Source organism: Terracoccus sp. 273MFTsu3.1, from assembly GCF_000383675.1.
Classification (GTDB): Bacteria; Actinomycetota; Actinomycetes; order Actinomycetales; family Dermatophilaceae; genus Terrabacter.
This window is the reverse complement of record NZ_KB911820.1, coordinates 868,435-889,080: the sequence shown is the minus strand read 5'-3', so window position 1 is coordinate 889,080 and position 20,646 is coordinate 868,435. Positions and strand designations below refer to the sequence as shown.

The window sequence follows — 20,646 nt, the reverse complement described above, 5'->3', positions numbered from 1 at the left end:
GTTCTACTTCCATCGAGGCAGCGCTGAAGCCATCTGGGCTCGGCGCTGCGGGTTGACCATCTGGGTGTGGTTGTTGTCGGCGACGCCGTACTGCTGCTGGACGGCGAGCATCTCCTCGGGCGAGAGCGCGGGGACCTTGCCTCCGTGCGCCAACTTCTCGACCGCGCTGCCCTGCTGGGTCCACCGCTGGCCACGAGACTGAGCCTCGATGCCTGCCATGGGGTGGACGTTGCCTGCGGGCCACGCGTAGTCGCCGGGGTCGATCTTGTCGCCCTTGTGGACGCCGCGCTGGTACGAGCGCTGGGTGAGGCGGCTCTGCAGGTTCTTCAGCAGCCGGTCGCCTCGCCGGGAGTTGATCGTGCCGAGGTAGCCGTCGGGGTACTCCGCGCTCGGGGTGCGTGCACCCTGCCCGAGAGAGCGCTGGGCGTCGAGGACGCTGCGGTAGCCAACGACCTGCGTGCCGCCCCCACCGTTGGCGCGGACGACGGAGCCCGACTGGTCGACGGGCGGCAGGAACTGGAAGGACATGTCAGGCCTTCACGGCCCGCAGGTTGCTCTGGATCTTCGTGGAGCCGCGCGGGGTCTTCGAGACCGTCGGCTTGGGGGCCGCGACGTCCGGGGCCGGGGCGGTGTTGGTGTTCCCCTCGGGGACGCCCGGCGTCTTGTAGGACTCGATCTTCTTGGAGTCGAAGATCTCCCGCTCCCCGCGCTGCTTGGCGACGGGGACGGCGTCCTTCTTGCTGGCGTAGCGGGTGGACGCGTCGAGCACGGCCTTCCCGTCCTCGGCCCAGCCTCCGGCGTAGGCCTTGACGTCGCCGCCGGTGTTGACCGCCGTGCGGACGAAGTGCGCGTGGGCCTCGTGGCTGCCGAGCGGTGCGTCGTGGAAGGACTCGGGGATGCGGGTGTTGGTTCCCGCGAACTCGTGGCCCCCGACCATGTGCGCCCGGTCGACGCCGACGTTGAGGAACTGGCGGCTCAGGACGTGGTACGAGGACCCGCCGATGTCGGGGTTGTTGACCATTCCAGCGAACGTTGAAGCGTCCTTGGCCATGCTGTTGTCGAAGCGCTTCTCGTCGCTCATGTCATACTCCTTGGGTGGCACACACGATTGGGACCGTCATCGACGGCTACGGAGAGTTCTGGGCGCACTGCTCGGACTGCCTCTTCCGCGAGGGGCCCTTTGTCGACGAGGTCGACGCGGACTGGGCAGTGCTGAACCACCGCGAGATCACGACCCCGAAGGCGTCCTCAGACGCGTGAGCGGTCGCGCGAGGCCCAGAAGTCGCGGTTGCCGATGGCGGAGGGGACGAGTCGCACGTTGCGCTGCGTCGCGCTGGCCTCGGCCGCGTTCTGCTTGTAGAGGGTCGCGGTGATCTTGAAGGCCGCGCCGTGGGGCTCCATGACGCCCTGACGGTGGTTCGCCGTCGCGCCGTCGAGCATGCCACCGGCGCTGCCGTGCTTGGCGACCGGCGAGGTGTTGGCGGAGGGGGCGGCGGACGCGTTGACGGGGGCGGCGATCTTGCCCTGCGTGGCGAAGGCGGACTTGGGAGCGGTGCTGTTGGCCATGAGGTTCTCTTTCACTTTCCGCCGAATGTGCGGGGAGCCGAGCCCAGCCACAGACGCGACTGGAAGGTGGAATCGGAGAGGCCGTTGGTGCTGAAGCCGGGGCCCTTCAGGGGCTGCCGGGATCGGTCGGCCTCGGACTGTCCGTTGGCCGTCGTGAAGATCTGGTTCTCGTCCAGAGTCGACGACGGCTTGAACCCCTCGCGGCCCGCACCCTCCTGAATGGAGTGGATCCGAGACGCCGGGGACTGGGCCAGAGCACCGTCCGAGAACGACGACGTGCGACCGCCGGGTTGAAGGCTCATTAGGTGGCTCCTCAGGCACAGGATTAGGACGTTCCCCAGTGTATGGCGAATCGGCCCGTCAACTAGAGCCGACGAGCCGATTTACCCTGCGTGTCTTACTTGGCCTCCACCTTGAAGACCATGGCCGAGACCTCGCTCTGGTCCGGCAGCCGCACGGTGGCGAAGCCGATGCGCGTGCTGAGGGTGAGGGCCTGCGAGCCGACGAACGACTGGGCGATGGCGATGGCCTTGACGGCCTGATTCACCGGGCCCGCGCCGATGGCCCGGAGCGTCACGTGGCCCTTGTCGAGCACCGCGTGGGTGATCGCGCTGGCCAACTTGCTGGCGGGGGTCTTGCCTGCGACCCGGATGATGTCGTCAACCGGCCCGTCCGAGATCGAGATGTCACTCATGAGTACTCCAGAGGGTTCCGAGAAATGCTGCGTGTCCCTCTAGGTTATGAGTTCGGACGAGCCGGTTGACAACGAGCGCCTGATCGGCTAGAAGACGATCTTCGAGTCCAGCAACTTCTTGCCGGTCTCGGTGACCTTGATCGCCGCCTTGACCCGGTCGATCTGCTCGTTGCGCTGCACCTCGGCCGCGCGCATCTGGGCAGTCGACATCCCGAAGGACCACGCCGTGCGGACGAGGACTGGTGCGACGTCGAGGACGACCCGCTCGGTGCGCGCCTCAGCGGCCTGCAGGTCCTCCTTGGTGTTCTCGTGCTCGAACCTCTCGAAGGCGAGGTCTTCCTGCAGGTCCTCCGACTTGCGCCAGAAGACCGCCGTGGTGACGAAGAGCAGGGCGGCGAGGATGCCGAGCCCGATGAGGGTGTAGTCGGTGTGGGTGAGGTTCACTTGGTGCCTGCTTCCTTCAGAACGGTCTTGATGACTTCCTGCTCGTACTTGTGCTCGACCAGCCCGGGGTTGCTGATGAGGTGGGCGAGCCGGGCGAGGGCGTAGGAGTCGGCGGCGTTGTCGTCGTTGAACTCGGCGTCCCACTTCTTGAAGACCCCGAGGAGCATGAGGTTCTTCGTCTTGCCCGCCCCCGCGCCAAGGACGAACTTCTTCAGCGTGGAGGGCTGGACGATGTACGGCAGCCGCCCGTGCTTGTGCAGGGTCGCCTTCGTGACGCCACCCAGTTCGCCCAACTTCTCGCGGCCGAACTTCGAGCCCATGGAGTAGCCCTCCATGGCGGTGCACATGGGGGCCCGGTCGCTCAGGAGGTCCGCGACGTGCGTCTCCACAGCGGCGAGCCGGGATCCCTGCGAGATGTAGCGACCTGCCTCGAACGAGCGCACGAGGGTGTCGTGGGTGCCCGTCTCCGAGTCGAAGAAGGTCGTCGCGAAGCCGCCGTAGGACTGGTCGATGCCGAGGTAGAGCGTCACGCGGCGAACCGCTCGGCGTGGAGGACCTCGCCACGCAGGTCGTTGATCTCGCCGTCGTTGATGATCGTGAGGTTGATCATCTCGTCGGGCAGGCGGCGGTCGGACACGTGGTCGTTGACCGGGCCGACGCCGGGGCGCTTGATCTCGACGACGACGCCGCTGCGGTCGAGGATGGCCTGCGCCTCGTTGCGGAAGCGGGTGTCGGGGAAGGCGTACTTGCCGCCGTCCTTGACCTTCGCCATGGCGTAGTCGACCCACGTGTTCTCCCCGAGGATCTCACGCACGCCCTCCCCCAACTTCTGGAGGAACACTCGGGTGGTGCCGACCTTCTTGGCCTCCTCCCACGCCGCGTCGCCACGGATGTCCTCGTGCGCGAGGTCGTCGAAGATGTCCTGCAGGGTGAACACGCGACCGTGCGAGTCCGTCTGGACGACGGGGTTGACGAAGAGCGCGAGGCGCTTCAGGGGCTCGGCGAACGAGATCTGCGAGTAGCCGAGTTCCTCGGTGAGGATGTCGGCGGAGGTGTTCTTGCCCGTCTGCGCGTGGCCGTGCAGGCCGACGAGCCGGGTGCGGCGGTCGAGCGGGGAGTAGACGTCCTCCTCGTACATCATGGTCGGGGTCACCGGCGCACCTGCTCGCGGATGTACTTGGCCATGTCCCACAGGGTGTAGACGACGAAGAACCCCCAGCCGAGGGCGAGGGCCCGGGCGGCGTTCAGGTCGCCGGTCCATGCGGCGCGGACGGTGCTGCCGAGGCAGGCCACCATCAGGAGCCACAGGAGCACGGTCAGGACGACGATGACGGTGCGGAAGGCGGTCGCTCCGGGGAGCGACTCGGGATGACTGGTCACAGGGTGTTCCCTTCGTATCGGGTTTCGGGGACAGACCACATCTGCCCCCACTGGTTGGTCACTGCGGAACCGTATCGGGATGCCGAATCGAAGTCAATCCGCATGACTGATCCGGTTGACGGGTGGACGAACTCGATCCACAGGCACTGGTTGTCGCGGAGGAACTCCCACTCGTGCCGGAAGTAGCGGATACCCTCCTCGGCCGCGACCTGATTAGGTGTCACGCCGGAGTGCCGGTAGATCCGGTACATGCGGTCGAATAGCCCGAGTTCCACGTGGTCGCCGTCGGGGTTCTGGACGTAGACGGCGTCCTTGACGTTGGTCAGGAGCGTGCGGCCCTTGGCGTCGGTCCCCCGCTGCTCCCACGGGGCCTTGATCATCCGACGTCGGCGGCGAGCGACCCTACGCATTCCACTTCCCGTTCCGGCTGTCGCGCGGCTCGCGGCCGACGCGGCGGGTCAGTTCTCGGGACAGCAGGACCTGCTTCTTCTCGGTAGCCTCGTAGATGCCCCGGAGCATCTTCTGGTAGGCCTGCGCCTTGAAGTGGGCGTCCCGGGCGTCGATGTAGGCACTGTCCTCCCAGATGGCAGCCTTGGCGGCGGTAACCGTCTTCGCGCCGGAGTTGCGCGCGGCCGACATCGTCTCCATGCGCTTGACGTCCTCCGCCGTGCTCTGCTCCTCGACGTCGGCGACGGCCAACTGAGCGCCCTGATACGCCACCCACTCGGTGAACTCCCGGAAGAGGGTCATCAACTCCGGGTCGGTCAGGTCGGTCGGGTCAGGGGGCAACCTTGGAACGTCGCCGCCGGGGTGCTCCGGCAGTTCGATCTGCCGCTGCTGCAGACGCCCCTGCGCGTATGACGCGGCGGGGACGGTGCTCCACGTGTTCTCCGGCTTCTGCCGCGTTGTCTGACGGCGAACGGTCCTTGGCATTGCTCTCCTTGTCGGTCCAGCAGGTGGTCTGCCACGGGCACTCTTTGCAGCCCTTGGTGGTCTTCTCGCGGTCCCCGGGTCGGGGGACCTCGCGGTTCTTCTCCAGCGCGTACTTGATGTCGAGCGCGGTGTCGAGCATGGGCTTCGCGATCCGGGCGCTCGGCTTGACCCGGAACTCCTTCACGTCCTGATTCGACTTGTACTCGTAGAGGAAGACGATCTCGTCGATCTCGACGCCGTTCTCGATGAGGATGGCGGCGTAGATGTTCGTCTGGCGCAGGTGGCTCCCGAGGGGGCTCTTCAGGTCGCGCCAGATTCCGTCGAGGTCGTAGATCTTGCGGCCCTTGGGGCCCTCCACGGAGTTGGCCCGGAGCAGGTCCGGTGCGTCCATCCGCAGGGTCCCCTGACCGATGCTCTTGACCTCGACGAGGCTCTTGCGCACGAGGCCGTCCTCGTGGCCGACGATGAGGTAGCGCTCCTCGCCGTCGACCGGGACCTCGCGGTACTGCAGCACGCGCTTGGGAGCACTGCACTGGGGGCACTCCTGCGGTGCGGTATCCCACCACTTGTGCTCGCACACGAGGCAGCCCCACATGCCGTCGAGGATCCCCATGTCCCAGAGGCGGCGCTGCCACTTGTCGTGGATCGTGTGGCCCTCGTCGAAGATGTTCTCCAACTGGTAGCCGTGCTTCTTCTGGGGGTCCGACTCCGGCACCCCCGACAGCCGATACCACGACTGTCGAGGGCACCAGTCCGACTTGGCCATCTCGCTCGGATGAAGGATGTCCTGACGCCGGTCGGAGGGAGCGTCGATCTGCCTCAGCAGGTGCTTGCGGATGTCACCCAGCAGGACGTAGTTCGGCTTCGTCGCTTGCGCGAGATCGAAGAGCCTCCCTGTCGGCTTCGCGCGCCGCCGCCGCGTCGAGGAGGTCTTGCTGGGGCGTGGCATTGTCGAACTCCCATTCGATAGGTGCGGGCTTTCCCTTGCGGCGCTTGAACCGCTGCCGGAGATCGTGGCGCTGCTCGGGGTAGAGACCGCCGAAGACGCCGTAGTGCTCGTTGTTGATGAGCGCGAAGATGAGGCAGTCGTGGCGCTTCGGGCAGACCTTGCCGTCGATGTCGCCGTTGCAGACGGCCACGGCCTCGTCCATGTCGTCATCGACGAAGGCGTCGTACTCCCTCGTCGGGACGAAGTCGAGGCACTTGGCCCCGGTCCAGTCCGGCTGCGGGATGCGCAACTTCATGACCATCAGAGGGCCGTATCCAGCGAGTCGGCGCGCTCTCGCAGATCCTTGTAGTCGGCCTCGCGGACGACGACCCACTCCTCGCCGGAGAACGAGATGACGAAGGCGAACTCGCGACCGTCGACCAGCGCGTACCGCTCCCCCTTGTGCAGGTCGGCCTGCTTCAGGGTGAACTGCTTGGCGTCGGTGTACTTGGCCTCGATGCTGACCTCAGCGCTGCGCACGTCGTTCTTCCTGACCCACCCGTTTCCGGAACCGGCCGATATCGAGCCGCCGTACCGTCCGGCCAAGCGCTTTTCCTGCTGCTGCGACTTCTTCAGCGAGGTCTTCATGAGTCCTTCCGAGGATGTTGGTGATGAAGGTCGAGCGCTCCGCGAGGACTCGGGTCAGGCGTGCGATGTGCAGACGCTGGAAGAGCACGAGCGCCGCGAGGATGATGTTGAGGGCGACCGAGACCGTGCCCCACGTCACGCGGCTTCCTTCCGTGCGACGACCTTCACTCCGGCGCTTGCAGCCTCGGTGACGGCCTCCTCGGTGAGCGCGTGCTCTGCGGCCGGGTCGGCGGCGACGGCGAGGACCCGCTCGCGGATCTGGGCGAAGAGGTCGGGGCTCTCCATGACGCCCGCGTACATCGCGTCCTTGCCAGCCCAGCGATGAAGCGGCTTCTTCTTCGAGTCGAGTTCCCCGTTCTCGAAGACGAAGGTCGAGCCACGGCGCTCGATGACCCCGAAGAGCAGCGCGCACAGGGCGATGTCCTTGCTGAGGTCGTAGTCGCCGCGCTTCTTGTCGAGGCTGTCGGCGTCACGGAAGTAGAAGTCGAGGACCGCGACCTGCCCCGGGCTGTTGGACTTGTTCTTGGTCGTGGTGACCTTGATCGTCTGGCCGACGGGGACCTTCAGGCCGTTCTCGGTGATCTTGATGAACTCGTCACGCTGGACCTCGACGCGGACGTAGAAGGCGTAGTTCTTCGCGTTGCCGCCGGGACTCGTCTTCGGGGTGCCGTGCGGGCTCCACGCGCCGATCTTGTCGCGGAACTGGTTGATGATGATCGGGCCGAGCATCGGCTTGACGTCGGGGTCGGTGATGTCGATGCGGCACTGGCGTCCCCACTTGCGGAAGAACTTGCCGAAGAGCCGGGCCCCGATGGCCATGGAGTGCTCGTCCATGTCCTTGGCCGCTTCCTCGTCCGGCACGAGGGCCGGGTAGGAGTCGAGGATGATGGCATCGACGGCGCGCTCGGCACCGAAGGCGAGCATGACCTGAAAGGCCTCTTCCATCGCCTGCGTGTTGTGCACGATGACGCGGCTGCAGTCCACGCCGAGGGCCTCGGCCTGATCGACGTCGAAGTGCTCGGCGGCGACCCACAGGGCGGTGAACTCGGGGTCGATGTCCATGTTGGCCGCGAGGGTCTTCAGGACGACGGCGGTCTTGCCGTTGCTCTCTCGGCCGAGGACCTCGATGGGCTGGTTCGCGGGCCAGCCGCCACCGAGGGCGACGTCGAGGCCGAGGTGGCCGGTCGTGTAGCGCTTGTGGACCTGAATGTCCTTGGCCAGCACCAGCGCTCCGGTGCCGTAGTCCTTGTTGATCTTGGCCATGACGGCCAGCGCCTCCGGGGTGAAGGTGCTCACTGGGTGGCCTCGGTCACGAGGACGCTCGTCGTCGTGTCGTAGGCGTCGCAGTACTGCGGGTCGCGGAAGCGGACGGTCTCGGTCAGCGTGGCTTCGAGGTCGTGGATGCTGTCCTCATCGACGAACGGCTCGACGTAGGTGTAGGTCACGGTGCGCGTGACCGTGACATGAAGGCCCGGGTTGCCAGCCATAGTGTTCCCTTCTGGTCAATCGGTGCGACTGATCCAGTTACCTAGGGTATGCGCTGACGACCCGGGCCGTCCAGTTAAGTAGTTGCTACTACGCGGCGTACTTCAGGAGATCCTTGACCTCGCACGCGTCGGTGCTGCAGAAGGCCTCACCGATGGCGTCGATGGCCTTCATGTCCCCGTTGTAGAGGGGCTCGAAGTCGATGCCGAAGATGCTCTCCTCGGCCGCGATGTAGTCAGCCTCGGTGATCTCGGTGTAGGGCATCTGCGGGTACACCGCGTTGCCCATGGGCAGGAACGAGATCGTCTTCAGGTGGCCCGCGTGCATGGCCAGCACCCGCTTGACGTCGTCGGCTTCCTTCTCGGCGTCGAAGGAGACCGTGACGCTGACGGCGTTGTCGCTCCACCAACGCTGGGCCTCGACGGCGAGGTTGGCCTTCTCGTAGATCGAGACCTGCTTCTCCGAGCGTGACGCCTTCGACTTGACCGGGAAGAAGACCACGACGTTGTCGGGGTTCTCCTTGGCCTGCTCGACGCGGTACCCGGCGTCACCGGCGAGCACGACGATGGGGTCGTCCTTGCCGAAGCGCATGGCGCGGTCGAAGTACTTGCCGCCCGGCTGCCAGTGCACGCCCGGGGACGCCCCGGCCATGAGCGAGACGGTGCCGGAGGGCTTGACCGTCGTGGTGCGGATCGACTCGCGGACGCAGAGCCACTCGGAGTAGATCCGGTCGTACTGGTCGACGATGCCGTAGCCCGTGTCGAGCCACTCACGCAGGACGCTGAGGCCCTTGTCGTCGGCGAAGTTGGCGATGGCCGAGGCCGACGTCCCGATGCGGCGGTTGCGCTGCATGATCGCGTTCGTCTTGGGCCAGTGGGTCGGGATGAGGGTGACCGTCTTGGCGTAGAGGTAGGCGAACTTCAGGGTGCGGTGGAAGTCCTCCTTGGTCTCGTGGTTGTGCAGGTAGGTCTCCACGAGAGTGCACATCTCGCCGGACTCCAGCGGCTGCTCGGCGCAGGGGTTGAAGCCCATGACCCGGTAGTCCTTGTAGTCGGCGGGGTCCTTCAGTCGCCCGAAGTTGCGCGCGGTGTCGAGCCAGATGACCCCGGGCTCGCCGTTGATCGCGATCTTCTCCACAATGGCGTCGAGAGGGGTGTCGACGCCGACGACGACGGAGTTGTTGCTGAGTTGGCCCCAGCCGGTCGGGTAGGCCATGCGCTCGGGATTGACCTCCCAGTTCTTCAGGTCGAGGAAGGCCTCATCCTCGATGTCGCCGAGGAGGATCTCGGCCGAGCGGCGGACGTTGCCCGCGACGACGCACTTGCCGATGAGGTTGCCGATGTCAGCGATGTCGGTGGAGGTCAGCGGCTGGCCGTCACGTCCGCCAAGCAGGCGGCGGAGGGTCACATGAAGTTCGACGAGCGACCCGGGCCCGGCTGCCGTTCCCCCGAAGGTCTTGATGGGCTCACCGGCAGGGCGGATGAGGCTGTAGTCGAACTCCGGCAGGTGCTGGTTCGGCTTCAGGTAGGCCTCCAGCACGAGCCGGACGGAGTTCACCCAGCCCTCGCGGCTGTCGGGGATCACCACGGGGTCGTGCATGGGTGACGGCTCGTGGATCTTGAAGCCCTTGTCCGCGCCGCGAGTGTCGAAGCCGACGCCGACGCCGAGCATCGAGGCCTCCATGAGGAAGGTGAACGGCATCGACGGGTCGTTGACCGTCATGTCGTCGGTCGAGATGAAGGCGCAGTTCTGCAGCGGGGCGCTGTTCTTCTGCTCGTTGACCAGCGGGGTGCCCATGATCCACATGCCACGGCCCGGCGGGGTCCACTTCAGGTGGAAGAGGCGGTCGTAGGCCTCCTGCGCCGAGGCCTGAGCCTTGCGGTCGTTCCACGGCAGACGGTTGTCCTTGACGTAGTCCTTCTGCAGCGAGTACATGCCCTCGATGACGCGGCGGCAGGCCTCGTGCCAGCGCTCCTTGGTGCCGTCCTCACGCTTGCGCGAGTACTTGGTGATGAAGGTGATCTCGCCGAGGCTGCTGCCACCGGGGAGTTCGAACCCGAAGGGGACCGGGCGGTCGGTGTACCGGTCGACGAACTCGTCCGAGAGGCCGAACGAGAGGTAGTGCGGTCGTGCGTAGGTGGTCATGCTCTTCTTCCTGTTGGGGTTGGTCACGTACTAGAGGCGGGCGACGATCTCGCCGGGGTTGAAGTTGCTGCGCCCACCGGCACCGCCACCGCCACTGATCTGGCGGGCCTGCTGGGTCGGGCCGGAGGCCTCGGAGGGGAGCCCTCCCTCGCCGCCGGTCTGGCTGAAGCGGGGGTTCTCGCCGCAGTCGTAGCACTGCTCCATGGCGTTGGGCGTCGGACGGAAGACGTTGCCGGAGCCGCAGTTGCCGCAGACGGAGGTGAGTTTGGCGCTCTTCGCCTTGGCCAGCGATCCCTTGACGCTGCCCCACCCGTGGTGCTCGGGCTCCGGCGCGGGAACCTGCGGCATGGGCACCGGCGGGTACCCGGGGATGCCCGGAGCCTGCGGCATCGGGACGGGCTGGGGCACCGGTGCCGGGGCCCACCACGGGGCTCCGGGAGTGGCCACGGGGGCTGCCGGTTGAACCTGCTGCGGGGCGGGCTGCACGCCCAGCCGCTGGGCCCAGAAGTTGGTCATGTGGTTCCTATCTGCGAGTGACGATGCCCATGTCGAGCAGGCTGCTGACGACGGCGACGGTTACGGTCGACGCGATCTGCTTCTCGCGGTCCGTCATACCAAGGTTGCCGTCAATCAGAATAGCCTGTTCGGTTACCTGAAGCGATTCGGCGATGAGGAGACCCATGGCCGGGAGGATCTCCCTGATGACCTTCTTCCGCTCGACGAGACGGATTAGGTCGAGGGCCTGCACGTCGGGGCTCGGGTGGACGTACCCGAGCCCCTCTGCGACGCGAGGGTTCGCCAGCCGCTCCGGCGGGATGATGTCGGTGATGACCCGGTGGCGGATCGTCTCGCTGCTCTCGTAGCGCATCCCCGGGGCGTACTGCCAGCCGTCGGCGTGTGCCGGGTCGACGTCGTCGTGGTGGCTCACTTCGCCTCCGCCCAGACGTCCACGATCTTGCTGTCGGAGGTCATCGGGACGGAGAGCATCTTGGCGATGCCCTCACCCAGCATGGCCTCGCGCATGATCTCCTGCGTCGCCTCGGCCTCCGACTCGGGGGTGCGGACCACGAGTTCGTCGTGGACGCTGAGGATGAGCGAGGAGTGCGACGGCAGCGTCTTCGTCAGGCGCACCATGGCGGTCTTGATGAGGTCGGCTGCCGAGCCTTGAATGAGGCTGTTGATGGCCTGTCGCTCGGCCAGACCGCGCAGGCTCTTGTCCGAGTAGTTCAGGCCCGGCAGGCGGCGACGTCGGCCAGCCAGCGTGGTGATGTAGGGCACCGGCTTGCGCGAGCGTGCCAACTCCAGCACGGCGTCCTTGAAGACGTAGACCTCGGGGAACTCCTGCTGGTGGATCTTCAGGAAGCCCTTGGCCTTCTCGACCGAGGTGTCGGCCATGGCGGCGACCTTGTCCGGGCCCGCGCCGTAGACGACGGCGAAGTTGATGCCCTTGCTGGTCTGGCGCATCGGCGGCACGACCTCGTCGAACGGCACGGCGTAGACCTTGCTCGCAGTCAGGGTGTGGGCGTCGATGCCTGCCTCGAAGCCGTCGACCAGCGCGCCGCGACCGTCGAAGGCGTAGGCCCGGGCGTAGTGCGCGAGGACGACGAGTTCGATCTGGCCGTAGTCGGCGACGACCAACTTCTCGCCCGGGTCGGACATGAAGAGGCCACGGATCTGCTTGCCCTTCTCGGTCGACGGGCGGGGGATGTTCTGCAGGTTGGGGGCACGGCAGGAGAAGCGGCCGGTGACGGTGCCGTACTGGAGCAACTCGGCGTGCACCCGGCCGTCGAAGATCTGGCGGGGCTTCTTCGGGTCGCCCTCGACGCCGGTGTAGCCCTCGATGTAGGTGCTCTGGAGTTTCTGCACGTCGGTGTACTCCGTGAGCGCCTTGACCACTGGGTTGGCGGCGTGGTGGTCCAGCGCCTCGGCGTCGGTGGACGCGCCCCCGGTCTTGGTCTTCTTCATGACCTTCAGCCCCTGCCCGCCCTTCTTCTTCGGGTCGAAGAGGATGGCCTGCTTCTGGGGCACGCTGTTGAGGTTGAACTCCTTGCCAGCGGCGCGGTAGCAGTTGGCTTCGAGGTCGACGAGTTCGTCGGAGTACTGGGCATGAAGGCGGTCGAGTTCGGGCTCGTTGACCCGCACGCCGTCGAGGCGCATCTGGCTGACGATCCGGGTGACCTCGTTCTCCAGTTCGTAGACGCGCTGGAGGTTGAACTTGGCCAGCCGGGGCTCCAGCCCCTGCTTCAGGTGCCACGTGTAGGCCCCGTCGAGGTAGCCGTAGCGGTGGACCTTCCAGAAGGGGTGAGCCTCGACGCACTTGCCGACGCCCTCGGAGTCGTACTTGTGCCCGAAGTAGTGCTCGACGAGCGGCTTCAGGCCGTACTGGTTGCGGTTCTCGTCGAGCAGCCACTGGATGACGATGGTGTCTCGCAGCGAGCCAGCCGGGAGGTTGCCGTCGAGGTACTTGGCGGCGGTCGGGAAGTCGAAGGTCGCGTTGTGCGCGTAGAGGATCCGGTTCTCGTTCGTGAAGAGCGGGGCCATGATCTCCCACGCGACCGAGGGGCGCATCTGGGGCGGCGGGGCGTCGTAGACGGCCGGGATGTTGCGGAACTTCTTCGTCTCCGGGTCCTTCTTCTTCGTCGCCCGGGAGATGAGGACGTTGCCGTTCGGATGACCCGTCGGGATGGTGACCGTGCGCCCGTGCGTGGAGAGGATCGTCCACACGACGGGCGCGAGATGAGGGGTCCCTCGGTTGGGTCCGGTGGTCTCGAAGTCGACCACCATGTCGGGGAACTGCTTGAAGTAGTCGACGACCTCGACGAGCCGGTCAGGCGTCAGGATCGTGTTGCTGGAGAAGCGGGCCATGCGTGGTCCTTTCGTGGTCCGAGGATGCCGACGCCCCACCCCTCGGCTGAGAGATGGGGCGTCGGCGGGTGTTGCGGGCTGCCGTCAGGCAGCGGCCTTGTCGGCCTGCTGCTCCAGCACCGACATGGGGGTGTCCTCGGTGGACTCCCAGTCGTAGAGGCCACCGGCCTTCTCGATGGCCTCGTCGATGTCGTCGTCCGTCAGCGGCTCGATGTCGTAGTCGCTGTCGAGGTCGCGGGCCTTGATCGGCGTGACCGTCGTGACCGTCTTGTCGTTGGCCGTCTTCGCGCGCTTGACCTCGTAGTAGTAGTCCTCGCGGCTCAGCGGGGCGGTCTTCTCGCCCTTGACCGTGAACTCCTTGATGGTCTCGGCGATCTGGACGCCGGTGCGCCAGCGCTTCAGTTCCGGCTTGGCCGGGTCCGCGAGCGAGATCACGTTGAAGCAGATCTTGGCGTTCGGGCGGTTGCCGACCTCGCAGAGCGGGCAGTCCTCACCGGCGCAGGTGAAGGACTGCTTGCCCTTCTGCGGGACCCAGTGCTCCGCGTAGGAGTCGAACGGCTCGTCCTCGACGAACTTGATGATGATCTTGCCCTTCTCGGGCAACTTCAGGTCCTCGGCGAAGTTGCCGGTCGACGGGATGGCCTCGCGGACCTCCTCGGCGGCTCCCCAGCCGGATGCGGCGGCACGGCCGGACTTGCGCTTCGGCTCGTCCTTGACGCGGCTGGCGCGACGGGCGCGGGGCTTCTCCTCGGGCTCGTCGTCGTCATCGTCGTCGAAGCCGTTGTCGGTGTCCTCGTCACGGGAGCGGCCACGGCGGGCGGGTCGCTCCTCGCGATGACTGCCGCGACGGGTGGGGCGGTCCTCGTCCTGCTCGTCGATCTCGTCGCGCGAGCGGGTGGTACGGCGTACGGTGCGGGGCATTCAGTCCTCTTTCTCGGTGAATCGGTAGTCGTGCACGATGGAGTGCTCGTTGCTGGTCACGGCTGCGGCGGCGTCCATCTCGCCCTGTAGCAGCCGGTCGATCAGGCCGTCATAGCCCTGCGCCCACTCGTCGAGGTCCTTCGGCAGAACGTCGAACTCGTCCGCGACTGACGCGAACATCTCGATGGACTCGTAGCCGTTGATGACCGGGTTGACGACGACCTTGCGGGCTCGGGTGACGCGGATGCTCACTCGCCGCGAAGCCAGCGGTAGAGGTAGCGGTTCGCCTCTCCGATGGTCGGCTCGTCGGCCTCGGCGACGTACTCCGCGACGGTGACGAGCACGCTGCTCAGGTCCGAGCCCTTCTCGACGAGGGCGGCGACGTTGCGGCCGAACATCTCGGCGGACGCCTGCTCGCTGAGCAACTTGTCCTGAGCGCTCTGGGTGGGGTTGAACATGTGGATCTCCTTGTCAGGTGGTCTTCTTGAAGAGTTCGAGGACGCGTGCCTTGAACTCCGTGGTGGCGAAGGAGCGGCGGCGCTCGTGGAGCACGCCCTCCTCGTGGGCGATGCGGACGATCCCCTCGACCTGAGCCCTCGTGTAGAGGCGGCGTCGGCCTCGGGCGTCCCCCTCCTTGCCGGGGACTTGGAAGATCGCGACGGGGATCGTGCCCTCGCGCTCCCACTTGCGGATGGTGACCGCCTCACGACCGAGGGCCCGGGCCAACTGGCCGACGGTGAAGAACTCGGTCTCGACGCCGTTGGTCACGTACTTGCGGGGCTTCTCGTCCCACGAGTCGTCGATGGCGTACTGGTGGCGACGGGGGCGGTCCTCGACGTGCCGGTTCGGGTGCCGGATGATCGGGCGGCTCGACCCGGGGTAGAACCCCAACTGCTCGAAGGCAGCGTCGACCATCTGGGTGCTCACGCGGCCACCGTCACGAACGCGAACGTCTCCTTGTCCGCGAGGATCAGGTCCATCTCGGCCTCGGTGATCTTGTCGTCCATGTGGAGGGCGTAGACCTTGTCTTGGTCGATGACCTCGATGGTCTCGATGGCGTCTTCCCAGAGGCCCTTGGCCTTCAGGATCTCCTCGGCCTTCTCCTCGTCGAAGACCTTGCTGACGCGACGCTCCTGCTTCAGACCGGTGTAGGTCTTGCCGCCCATCTCGATGGGCTCGCGGAACGTCAGCGCGCGATGACCGCCGATGTCGTCGAGGTCACCGTCCTTGGCGACCTGAGGTTGAAGGACCTTCTGCAGGGCCTCCTTGCGGATCTTGATCTGCTTCTCCTCGTCGCGCAGCGCGAGGAACTGCAGGGCCTTGCGCTCGAACTGGCTCAGTCCGGATCGGCGCTGGACAACACGCGGCATAGGCTCACCTTTCGTCAATCGGTGTGGTCGGTTCGATTGTCAGTCGCCGCAGTGATGCGGCCACGAGACAAAGGTACCGGAGGAGTAACTATGAGTCAACCGGGCAGCGCGTTCCGATTGACGTCATAGGGTGCGCTTCAGGAACTCGGTTAGGGTCGCCACGCTGTTCTCGACGCGGCCCCGTCCGTCTGCTCCCTTGCCGTCGACCACGGCCGAGGCGGTGCGGCGCTTGTGGGCCAGCACCTCGGGCTTGCGGGCCTCGATGGTGTTCTCGCAGAGCATGTTGATGATGTAGACGCTCTTGAACTTCGAGGACGCGCGGACGTGGCGGGCGTTGATCTGGTCCATCGTCCCAGCCGACCACGGCAGGTCGAAGTTGATCAGGTAGTCGGCCATGTTCAGGTCGGTGCCGAAGGCTGCCGCGTGGGAGCAGATGATGACGCGGGTCTGCTCCTCGTTGCGGAACTTGGCCACCGCGCCGACCTTCTGGCTGGCGGACATCTCGCCGTGGTAGGAGACCGAGCCGATGCCGACCTCGGCGAGCCGCTGCTCGATGATCGCGCAGGCCCGGCGGTGGAACGAGAAGACGATGATCTTGCTGGCGGGGTTGCCCTCGGTGATCTCTCCGATGCGGGTGATGAGGTGATCCATCTTGGGGCTGCTCTTGACGGCGTCGAGCGCTCCGTTGCGGACGATCTGGGCCGCGTACTTCGACCCGGGCCACGTGGCGCGCTCCTCCCCCTCCTTCCGGCGACGGACGCTCTCCAAGTACTCGCGCGCGGACTGGCGCACGAGGTCGGGATGATTCAGCAGCATCTCGGTCGCGAGCATCCGCGCCATGATGTCGCCCGCCTCCTTGGTGCCGCCGGAGTCCCCGCCACCGTGGTAGTGGTTGAAGAGGTCGAAGTCGTTGACCGTCTTCTCCGCTGCCTTGGCGAGGGCCTCCAGCAGGTCCTGCCCGATGACCTTGTAGGCGTCCCGGGTGGGCTTGTCGATGGCCACCCACTCGGTCGTCTCGGTGACCTCCGGCAGGTAGGGCGCGACGTCGGGGTCGGTGCGGCGCTTGCGGGACATGACGCCCTGCAGTTTGCGGTTGAGCACCGGCATGTTCTTGTAGCGCACGACCGCGCCGTAGGAGTTGCGGGTGATGAAGGCCTTGTCGAACAGGTCGTAGCGGCCGAGCACCTTGGCGTCGACCCACTCCATGATCGAGAAGATCTCCTCCGGCTTGCCGTTCTCGATGGGCGAGCCGGTCAGCGCGACGCGCACGTCGGCGGTCCACCGCTTGATCTGCTTGGTGCGGTTGGCCTTGAACGTCTTGATGGCCGTGGCCTCGTCGAGCACGATGACGTCGGGGCGCAGCCGGGACACGAGCCGCCAGTCGTTGACGACGTTCTCGTAGCCGAGGATGACGTACGGCGGGCGCTGCTCCATGGCGTAGCGCAGTTGCTTGCGGCGCTTCTCCCGGTCGCCGTCGATGACGAGGCCGTGGTGCTCCTTGGGGATGGTGATGTCGTGGGACTCCCCGTTGAGCCGGATCTTCTTCGTCGTGGTGTCGACGTCGGTGTGCTTGGCGATCTCCTGCGCCCACTGCCACTTCAGGTTGGCGGGCACGACGATGGCGGCGACGGTCTCGCTGTCGCGGCCCATGATCTCCTCGCAGATCGCGAGGGCGCAGATGGTCTTGCCGAGCCCCATCTCGTAGGCGATGAGCGCGGAGCCGCGCTCGGTGGCCATGTCGACGGCCTCCTCCTGATAGGGCCGCAGCCCGGTGAGCATCACTTGAAGGTCCTCCCGTAGGTGAGCGCGGAGACGGCACCGGTGACGCCGGTGTGGATCTCGCCGTCGGTCATGTCGCCGATGTCCTTGACGTAGCCCTCGGGCTGGTCCTTCTTCGCGTCGTCGAGGGCGCGGTCCCACGGCACGGCGTATTTGAAGACGCGCTGGATGTTCGGGTAGCCCTTGTAGAGCGTGAGGATGGCCTTCAGCGCCTTCGCTCCGGCGCGGTCGTTGTCGAGGGCCCAGATGATGATGTCGAAGCGCTCGAAGAGGAACGCCAACTGCTCGTTGGTGATCTCCGCGCCGAAGGTGGCCACGAAGTTGTCGTAGCCAGCCGTATGACCTCGGGGCACGTCGAGCGGAGACTCGACGACGATTACGGTGCGCTCCTCCGGGTCGATCTGGTGGATGCCGAAGAGGGTGTCCTGCTTGCGGACGTTGAAGGGCTTGTTCCGGAAGTACCGGGCGTTCTTCTCCTGCCAGCCCCACAACTTGCCGGTGTTGGGGTCGCGGATGGGTACGATCCAGCGCTCCTCGTCCTTGTCCCAGAGCACGCCGTAGTGGTCGGCGGAGTCGGGGGCGATGTTGCGGGTGGCGCAGGCCTTCTCGGGGACCTCGACGTAGAGCGCGAGGCTGGCCTCGTTGATCACCGTGGTGGTGTCGACAGCCCCGAACCTCAGACCGCCCTCCTCGCTGACGATGCGCTTCGCGCGCTCCACTCCCCCGCGCTTCTGGCACCACGCCACGGCCTGCTCTTGGGTCATGTCGGTCAGTTCCTTGACCAGTTCCCAGAACTTGCCTGTGAAGCCACACGAGAAGCAGTTGTAGAGGCCGTCCTCGATGTTGACCGAGAAGGAGGGGTGGCGGTCCTCCTTGCCCAGCCGACGGAAGTGCGCGGGGCACTTCATGTGGGCCTCTTCGAGCACGAGCCGGAAGTCGACGCCCAACTCGTCGAGGCACGCCGGGATGTCCCCGGGGATGGGGTTGGAGACCATGAGCGACATGGCCTCCCAGCCGGTCGCTGCCGGTCGGGTGCGGTGCTTCGCGCGGCGCATCAGTAGCCTCCGATGAGTGTGGGCATGGCGGGGTCGACGACCCGTCCCTTGCTGCCGAAGACAGCGAAGTCGGCCGGGTTGGTGTGGTAGACGCCGATGACGTCGGGCCGGTAGTTGAGGGTGCGGGCGAGCAGGTACTTGTCCTCGGTCCAGACCTTGCCGACGGGCAGGCCCCAGTGCTCGATCCGGTTGCGGACGTGGTCGACCATGTCGTCGCCGAGGAAGGTGACGACGTCGACCGAGTAGTTGCGCCGCCAGACCGTGTCCCAGACCACCTTCGAGGCCATCTCGTTGAGGTGGAACTGGCCGACCGCTGCCTCCCAGCGCTTGAAGCGGACGCTGCGAGAGAACTTCGCCTCCGCGCGCTTGTCCGGCAGGATCCCGATGAGCCCCTCGAAGACGAGGAGGAACCGGGCCGTGACCTCGTTGGAGATGTCGCCGCCCTGCATCAGAACTGCGCCTGCGGTTGATCGCCCGAGGCCTCTGCAGCCGACGTCATGTTGTACGTCTGCCAGTCCCACTGGACGTGGACGTTCGGCTTGTTGCCGTCTCGGAACTTCAGCACCTTGACCATCTGGCGGTCCGGGAGTTCCCCGTCGGGTTGAACACCGATCATGATGTCGGCGTCCTGCAGGAACGAGGACGAGTAGCCGACGCTGCCCTGCGTCACCTCGCCGCCGACCATCTTCGAGAGCAGCACCTGCGTGCTGATGAAGATCGGGCGATGATGCTTCAGGATGAGGTTCTTCATCGAGCGCGTGAGTTCGCTGAGTTTCTCCCACTGGGCCGCGTTCGCGCGGACGTTGGGCAGTTGCATCAGGTAGGCACCGTCGATGTAGATCGCGTCCGGGGCGAACTTCGCGACGAGGTCGTTGACCGTCTCCATCGACGCCAGTTCGGCGGGCACCTCCTGAATGATCAGGCGCTCCCCGTCGGCGATCTTCTCCAGCGCGGCGGCGATCTTCTGCTTCTGGCGCTGGTCGGGGGTGCCACGACGGATGGTCTTGTAGGGCACGCCCGAGTGCTTGGCCGCGAGGCGGGCCATCTGGTGCTCGTCGCTCATCTCGATGGTGATGAAGAGCGCGCGGTGGCCCGCCTTGGCAGCGGCGTCGGCGTACGACAGCAGGTGGGCGGACTTACCCGAGCCGGGAGGGCCGATGACGACGACGAACTGGTCGGAGAAGACGCCACCGGTCTCGTCGTCGATCTCCTTGATGCCGAACGGGATGCCCTTCTCGGTGTTGAGTCGGTCGTTCTCCCACTTCTCGGCGAGGGACCGGATGTCGAGGGTGCGCAGGCCGTTGGTCTTGTTGGCCTGCATCTGCTTCAGGCCGATCTCCATGGACAGGCGCGCGGCGTCGAAGTCCCCGCCGTCCCACGACTCGGCTGCCGCGTTGATCGTCAGCGAGAGCATCGAGCCGAGGTAGTCCCGCTGGACGCGCTCGACGAGGATCTCGATGTCGTCGGGGACCTTGATGAACTTGTACTCCGGGAAGTCCATCTTCAGCGTCTTCACGCTCAGGAGCGACCCGTGCCGCGTATGACTGTCGTGGAGGGTCTCGAAGACCTCGCGGTCGATCTCCACGGGGAAGTGCTGGGGGCCGATGCCCGCAGCGAGCAGGGGTTGAAGGCGCTGGGTCTCAACGACCTTCGAGAGGAGGTACCTGCCGTTGGCACTCACGTAAGCGGCTCGCAATCGTCGTAGTTCGGTCGGTTGGCGGCGAGGATCTGCTCGAAGCGCTCGGCAGCCTCACGCGGGTTGGTCGGTCGTGCTGGGCGGGCGTCACGCGTGGGCCACGCCGCGTAGAAGGCCTCGGCCTCCTGTCGTCCGCGCTCGAACACCTCGGGCGGGATGCGGACGGCGTGCCAGTGGTCGATGGCTTCAGGGATAAGCGTATCCCACCAATCGGAACTGACGAACTGGTTGACAAGCCGCCCCCGGCGAAGGTCGTTGTCGAGCCGGTCGAAGAAGTGCTTCATCGCGTACTCCACGACCTCGGCGATCTTCTCGTCGTCGCGACCCTCGAAGCGCTTCTCCGAGGCGACCTTGTCGCGGAGGATCTTGGCGATGAGTGGTCGGCCGGTGTCGCCCACCTCGATGGTCGGGACCGTCGCGGTGTTGCCTCGGTGCGTGGCGATCCAGTCCTGCGAGAGGAACTGCTCGGCGAGGGTGTCGTAGAGGCCGCTGGAGGCCTTGTTCTGAGGCTTGCCGTCCCGAACCTGCCGGACGGTCTCCTCGTCGCTCCTGCGGGCCGTGGCGCGCGTCTGGCGGGTGCTTCCGGTGCCGCCGGTGGAGCGGGGCTTGCCACGAGGGGCCGCAGGCGGCTTCTTCGAGCCGTACCGGTCGCCCGAGGGCTCATCACCGAGGAGCGCTCGGGGGTCGTTGTCCGCGTAGCGGGTCATGGTTGTCCTTCCTTCTCCGGCAGCGGCTGC

Annotated in this window: 32 protein-coding genes; 1 reads left to right on the top strand and 31 read right to left on the bottom strand. The window is 66.2% G+C overall.

Annotation, left to right across the window (positions count from 1 at the left end; genetic code table 11):
* Positions 1-3: 3 nt before the first annotated feature.
* Together H283_RS0104220 and H283_RS0104215 are read right to left on the bottom strand one after the other, a co-directional pair.
* A complete protein-coding gene (locus H283_RS0104220) occupies positions 4-528 on the bottom strand; it encodes a hypothetical protein (protein ID WP_020142273.1) in 525 nt (174 codons plus the stop codon).
* Position 529: 1 nt separating this feature from the next.
* The gene (locus tag H283_RS0104215; RefSeq protein WP_020142272.1) at positions 530-1,081 is read right to left on the bottom strand and encodes a hypothetical protein; all 552 of its coding nucleotides are present in this window, start codon (positions 1,079-1,081) and stop codon (positions 530-532) included.
* 14 nt (positions 1,082-1,095) lie between these two features.
* Here H283_RS0104215 and H283_RS27535 point away from each other — a divergent pair, with 14 nt between their 5' ends.
* Positions 1,096-1,260, top strand: coding sequence for a hypothetical protein (locus H283_RS27535; protein ID WP_020142271.1), 165 nt, complete (start codon positions 1,096-1,098; stop codon positions 1,258-1,260).
* On the opposite strand, the gene H283_RS0104205 is transcribed toward H283_RS27535, so the two are convergent.
* The 29 genes from H283_RS0104205 to H283_RS0104065 all read right to left on the bottom strand — a co-directional run bounded on the left by H283_RS0104205 (position 1,249) and on the right by H283_RS0104065 (position 20,616).
* Positions 1,249-1,566, bottom strand: a complete 318-nt coding sequence (locus tag H283_RS0104205) for a hypothetical protein (RefSeq protein ID WP_020142270.1) — start codon at positions 1,564-1,566, stop codon at positions 1,249-1,251. The genes H283_RS27535 and H283_RS0104205 overlap by 12 nt on opposite strands.
* 11 nt (positions 1,567-1,577) lie before the next feature.
* Complete coding sequence (locus tag H283_RS0104200; RefSeq protein ID WP_020142269.1) at positions 1,578-1,868, bottom strand: hypothetical protein; 291 nt, start codon at positions 1,866-1,868, stop codon at positions 1,578-1,580.
* Between the two features lie 95 nt (positions 1,869-1,963).
* A complete protein-coding gene (locus H283_RS26485) occupies positions 1,964-2,260 on the bottom strand; it encodes a stage V sporulation protein S (RefSeq protein WP_020142268.1) in 297 nt (98 codons plus the stop codon).
* 87 nt (positions 2,261-2,347) lie between these two features.
* Complete coding sequence (locus H283_RS0104190) at positions 2,348-2,704, bottom strand: hypothetical protein (RefSeq protein WP_020142267.1); 357 nt, start codon at positions 2,702-2,704, stop codon at positions 2,348-2,350.
* Positions 2,701-3,234, bottom strand: coding sequence for a hypothetical protein (locus tag H283_RS0104185; protein ID WP_020142266.1), 534 nt, complete (start codon positions 3,232-3,234; stop codon positions 2,701-2,703). The genes H283_RS0104190 and H283_RS0104185 overlap by 4 nt, the downstream gene beginning before the upstream one ends.
* Complete coding sequence (locus H283_RS26480; protein WP_020142265.1) at positions 3,231-3,857, bottom strand: hypothetical protein; 627 nt, start codon at positions 3,855-3,857, stop codon at positions 3,231-3,233. Before H283_RS26480 ends, H283_RS0104185 begins: the two co-directional genes overlap by 4 nt.
* Positions 3,854-4,084 carry a hypothetical protein gene (locus tag H283_RS0104175; protein WP_020142264.1) on the bottom strand — a complete coding sequence of 77 codons (231 nt, stop codon included), beginning with the start codon at positions 4,082-4,084 and terminating at the stop codon, positions 3,854-3,856. Before H283_RS0104175 ends, H283_RS26480 begins: the two co-directional genes overlap by 4 nt.
* Entirely contained in the window at positions 4,081-4,464 is a 384-nt protein-coding gene (locus H283_RS0104170; protein ID WP_020142263.1) for a hypothetical protein, read from the bottom strand. Before H283_RS0104170 ends, H283_RS0104175 begins: the two co-directional genes overlap by 4 nt.
* Positions 4,465-4,486: 22 nt before the next feature.
* On the bottom strand, positions 4,487-4,873 hold the full coding sequence (locus H283_RS0104165; protein ID WP_020142262.1) for a hypothetical protein: 387 nt from the start codon (positions 4,871-4,873) through the stop codon (positions 4,487-4,489).
* A complete protein-coding gene (locus H283_RS0104160) occupies positions 4,863-5,966 on the bottom strand; it encodes a hypothetical protein (protein WP_156022955.1) in 1,104 nt (367 codons plus the stop codon). Before H283_RS0104160 ends, H283_RS0104165 begins: the two co-directional genes overlap by 11 nt.
* Positions 5,857-6,261 carry a WhiB family transcriptional regulator gene (locus H283_RS23980; RefSeq protein WP_196805902.1) on the bottom strand — a complete coding sequence of 135 codons (405 nt, stop codon included), beginning with the start codon at positions 6,259-6,261 and terminating at the stop codon, positions 5,857-5,859. Before H283_RS23980 ends, H283_RS0104160 begins: the two co-directional genes overlap by 110 nt.
* 5 nt (positions 6,262-6,266) lie before the next feature.
* Positions 6,267-6,485 (bottom strand): hypothetical protein, encoded by a 219-nt coding sequence (locus H283_RS0104150; protein WP_020142259.1) that lies wholly within the window; start codon positions 6,483-6,485, stop codon positions 6,267-6,269.
* Positions 6,472-6,732 carry a hypothetical protein gene (locus H283_RS0104145; RefSeq protein ID WP_020142258.1) on the bottom strand — a complete coding sequence of 87 codons (261 nt, stop codon included), beginning with the start codon at positions 6,730-6,732 and terminating at the stop codon, positions 6,472-6,474. Before H283_RS0104145 ends, H283_RS0104150 begins: the two co-directional genes overlap by 14 nt.
* Positions 6,729-7,889 carry a hypothetical protein gene (locus H283_RS0104140; RefSeq protein ID WP_020142257.1) on the bottom strand — a complete coding sequence of 387 codons (1,161 nt, stop codon included), beginning with the start codon at positions 7,887-7,889 and terminating at the stop codon, positions 6,729-6,731. The genes H283_RS0104145 and H283_RS0104140 overlap by 4 nt, the downstream gene beginning before the upstream one ends.
* Complete coding sequence (locus H283_RS0104135) at positions 7,886-8,080, bottom strand: hypothetical protein (protein ID WP_020142256.1); 195 nt, start codon at positions 8,078-8,080, stop codon at positions 7,886-7,888. The genes H283_RS0104140 and H283_RS0104135 overlap by 4 nt, the downstream gene beginning before the upstream one ends.
* 88 nt (positions 8,081-8,168) lie before the next feature.
* The gene (locus H283_RS23975) at positions 8,169-10,223 is read right to left on the bottom strand and encodes a hypothetical protein (protein ID WP_020142255.1); all 2,055 of its coding nucleotides are present in this window, start codon (positions 10,221-10,223) and stop codon (positions 8,169-8,171) included.
* A 30-nt stretch (positions 10,224-10,253) separates the two neighbouring features.
* Positions 10,254-10,739: a hypothetical protein gene (locus H283_RS0104125; RefSeq protein WP_028785317.1), complete on the bottom strand. Its 486-nt coding sequence runs from the start codon at positions 10,737-10,739 to the stop codon at positions 10,254-10,256.
* Between the two features lie 7 nt (positions 10,740-10,746).
* Positions 10,747-11,151, bottom strand: a complete 405-nt coding sequence (locus H283_RS0104120) for a hypothetical protein (RefSeq protein WP_020142254.1) — start codon at positions 11,149-11,151, stop codon at positions 10,747-10,749.
* Complete coding sequence (locus tag H283_RS0104115; protein ID WP_020142253.1) at positions 11,148-13,088, bottom strand: DNA polymerase; 1,941 nt, start codon at positions 13,086-13,088, stop codon at positions 11,148-11,150. Before H283_RS0104115 ends, H283_RS0104120 begins: the two co-directional genes overlap by 4 nt.
* Before the next feature lie 84 nt (positions 13,089-13,172).
* On the bottom strand, positions 13,173-14,009 hold the full coding sequence (locus H283_RS0104110; protein WP_020142252.1) for a hypothetical protein: 837 nt from the start codon (positions 14,007-14,009) through the stop codon (positions 13,173-13,175).
* Entirely contained in the window at positions 14,010-14,261 is a 252-nt protein-coding gene (locus H283_RS0104105) for a hypothetical protein (RefSeq protein ID WP_020142251.1), read from the bottom strand.
* The gene (locus H283_RS0104100; protein WP_020142250.1) at positions 14,258-14,467 is read right to left on the bottom strand and encodes a hypothetical protein; all 210 of its coding nucleotides are present in this window, start codon (positions 14,465-14,467) and stop codon (positions 14,258-14,260) included. The genes H283_RS0104105 and H283_RS0104100 overlap by 4 nt, the downstream gene beginning before the upstream one ends.
* Positions 14,468-14,480: 13 nt before the next feature.
* Complete coding sequence (locus tag H283_RS0104095) at positions 14,481-14,936, bottom strand: MerR family transcriptional regulator (protein ID WP_020142249.1); 456 nt, start codon at positions 14,934-14,936, stop codon at positions 14,481-14,483.
* On the bottom strand, positions 14,933-15,379 hold the full coding sequence (locus tag H283_RS0104090) for a hypothetical protein (RefSeq protein WP_020142248.1): 447 nt from the start codon (positions 15,377-15,379) through the stop codon (positions 14,933-14,935). Before H283_RS0104090 ends, H283_RS0104095 begins: the two co-directional genes overlap by 4 nt.
* Positions 15,380-15,502: 123 nt before the next feature.
* A complete protein-coding gene (locus H283_RS0104085) occupies positions 15,503-17,158 on the bottom strand; it encodes a DEAD/DEAH box helicase (RefSeq protein WP_156022954.1) in 1,656 nt (551 codons plus the stop codon).
* Complete coding sequence (locus tag H283_RS0104080; RefSeq protein WP_020142246.1) at positions 17,158-18,213, bottom strand: toprim domain-containing protein; 1,056 nt, start codon at positions 18,211-18,213, stop codon at positions 17,158-17,160. Before H283_RS0104080 ends, H283_RS0104085 begins: the two co-directional genes overlap by 1 nt.
* Complete coding sequence (locus H283_RS0104075) at positions 18,213-18,662, bottom strand: hypothetical protein (protein WP_020142245.1); 450 nt, start codon at positions 18,660-18,662, stop codon at positions 18,213-18,215. Before H283_RS0104075 ends, H283_RS0104080 begins: the two co-directional genes overlap by 1 nt.
* A complete protein-coding gene (locus tag H283_RS0104070) occupies positions 18,662-19,894 on the bottom strand; it encodes a DnaB-like helicase C-terminal domain-containing protein (protein WP_020142244.1) in 1,233 nt (410 codons plus the stop codon). Before H283_RS0104070 ends, H283_RS0104075 begins: the two co-directional genes overlap by 1 nt.
* The gene (locus H283_RS0104065) at positions 19,891-20,616 is read right to left on the bottom strand and encodes a hypothetical protein (protein ID WP_020142243.1); all 726 of its coding nucleotides are present in this window, start codon (positions 20,614-20,616) and stop codon (positions 19,891-19,893) included. The genes H283_RS0104070 and H283_RS0104065 overlap by 4 nt, the downstream gene beginning before the upstream one ends.
* Positions 20,617-20,646: the final 30 nt, after the last annotated feature.